General features: G+C 54.2%; 3 protein-coding genes. 2 read left to right on the top strand and 1 reads right to left on the bottom strand.

The window, feature by feature from the left end:
* Positions 1–149 precede the first annotated feature (149 nt).
* Together M3461_06730 and M3461_06735 are read left to right on the top strand one after the other, a co-directional pair.
* The gene (locus M3461_06730) at positions 150–470 is read left to right on the top strand and encodes a hypothetical protein (protein ID MDQ3774070.1); all 321 of its coding nucleotides are present in this window, start codon (positions 150–152) and stop codon (positions 468–470) included.
* Positions 471–1,264: 794 nt separating this feature from the next.
* Entirely contained in the window at positions 1,265–2,017 is a 753-nt protein-coding gene (locus M3461_06735; protein ID MDQ3774071.1) for an FkbM family methyltransferase, read from the top strand.
* Positions 2,018–2,103: 86 nt separating this feature from the next.
* Here M3461_06735 and M3461_06740 read toward each other — a convergent pair.
* Positions 2,104–2,308 (bottom strand): hypothetical protein (locus M3461_06740; protein MDQ3774072.1); only part of this gene is annotated, 205 nt, incomplete at its 5' end.

A 2,308-nucleotide genomic window follows, 5' to 3' on the forward strand; every position in this document is an offset into this window, starting at 1 on the left:
ATCTGGGTCGTTGTATAGCGTAAACGGTTGCCCGAAGCGGCAACCCAATGCTACTGTCAATGCCAGTAACTTTCAGTAAAACGCAACACCATCAAGGACGGTGGACGAAGCGGTTCAGCCGGCGCCACCTTCGTATCATCAAGCGCCTTATGAAGTTCTTGACGCGCAACGGCTTCCTCATCGAAGAGCAGGGCATGACCTACCTCGCCGACACCGATCCGGATCTCGCGCTCGGGCCCCTGCGGGCGGCAGCTTGCACCTACCGCATTGCGCTGGGGCCCCGGGCGGGCCAGAAAGTACTGAGCTTGCAAACCGTTCCTACACAAGAAGGCCGCCTAGCCCCGTGCGCTGTGTCAACGAGCAGGGCTTTAGCCTCCATGCCGAGGTATGCTGCGCCGCCCATGAGCGCCACAAGCTGGAACATCTATCCCGCTACATCACCCGCCCCGCCATTGCCAACGAACGACTGACACTCAACCGTGCCGGCGATGTCGTGCTGCAACTCAAGAGCCCCTACCACGACGGGGCCACCCATGTCGTGATGTCATCCCTGGAGCTCATGCAGCGCCTGGCCGCGCTCGTTCCGCGTCCAAGGGCTGCATCTGATCCGCTTCCACCGCCCGGGCACCGCCCCGATCGCCGGCGCGGTCATTCGACCGACTCCAAATGGCCTGATCCCGGCCGCGAACCCCCTCAACTCCCTGAGCCGACAGCCCCCTTTGCCCTGCACTCGCCTGAGAGGCCAAAACGCCCCGGATCCGGGCGCCTCGGACCGATGAATCGCCCGAAAAATCCCCGATCCTGGAACCGACGGCTCGCGTACTTGACGACCCACACGTCCATCTCGTACTCTTCCTCTCGCCGAAAAAGGGCCTTTTGAAATTCTTATACCTACCATCCGACGAGGTTCAGGATAGCTCCGCCAAATGGCGCGTTCGCTCGTATGGATCCGCGCGAGGACGGTCAGCCATGGCCGTGTTCGCGCGGCTGCTACTAGCGGACGCTTTCCGCAAATTGTCGATTATTCGCACAGTGCGTCCATGCTAGGGTTAAGCAGAAACAGGTATTGAACATGACTGCAGAGTAAATGCGTTTCTTTTGTTAGTTGGACAAGAGGGAATTTGAGTTTTAGAGCCAGAGTAAAAGAGCTCGCGATGATTTTCTCCGTCGTAGAAGGTGCTTCGGCGATACTGAACATCTGTATCCGGGGGAATATGTTGGCTTTACAGTTTTAATGGGGACGGAGTGCAGGAATGGCAAGGACATGATTGAAAAGGTACTCGGACATCTCTCATTTGCTGCTATCAAGGCAGGCGCCACGATTCCTGGACTGAATCGTTTGCAGCAGTATTCTCAGTGGAGTTACTTCAGGAACCTTCTGATTCGACTAAAAATAAACTGTGTCATCGACGTGGGTGCCAATCGAGGACAATTCGCTCGCAACGTTAGAAGGTCTGGGTACAACGGTCGTCTTCTCTCCTTTGAGCCAAACCGAGAAGATTTCGTGCAATTGTCAAACCTGACTAAGAACGACAAGCTCTGGCGTGTCTCTAACATTGCGCTTGGGAACGAAAATGCGGAAAGGCCGTTCCACGTTACCAAGACCACGTTGTTTAATTCGTTTTTGGATCCTATAAGAATGAACCCGTCGTTCACAGTCAGTGGAATGGATGTTGTTCGGACGGACACGGTACAAGTAAAACGGCTGGATTCCATCATGGCCGAATTGGTGGAAGCCATAAGCGAGCCACGCGTTTTCCTCAAGCTAGATACCCAAGGGTTTGACTTGGAAGTAGTAAGAGGAGCAGAGAAATGCATGGACACTATCGTTGGATTGCAATCGGAGTTGTCTGTTACCCCGATTTACGAACATATACCACACTACCTGGAGGCTTTGGATTACTACGAATCGCTTGGATTCTCATTAATGAATCTATTTACGGTAAACCGTACCAATCAACAATCCATACTGGAATATGACTGTCTTATGGCTCGTCTAGACCAATTAGATGGATGATCCTATCCGATCGACAGACGGCATAATGTTATTGCATCGTTGTGCCAGTCTATTGGGCCGAATATTCTCAGATTGAAGCGGCGATGCTATTGCTCCGGCAGGCGTTGGCCTGTCCCACAATCCACGTGCTCCAGCTCGCGCTCGCGCATCTGTCCATGCGCGAAGCCTGCCTTGAGGGCCGTGGTGATCTGGTCCTGCTCGCGTTTGTTTTGAAACCGCGACAGCAACTCGATGCGTACCGGCCAGTCGGCGAAGCGGTCCTTGAAGTTCTCGAAGTGCTGCTGGGCCAAT

The organism is Pseudomonadota bacterium (genome assembly GCA_030860485.1).
In the GTDB taxonomy this organism is placed as follows: domain Bacteria; phylum Pseudomonadota; class Gammaproteobacteria; order JACCXJ01; family JACCXJ01; genus JACCXJ01.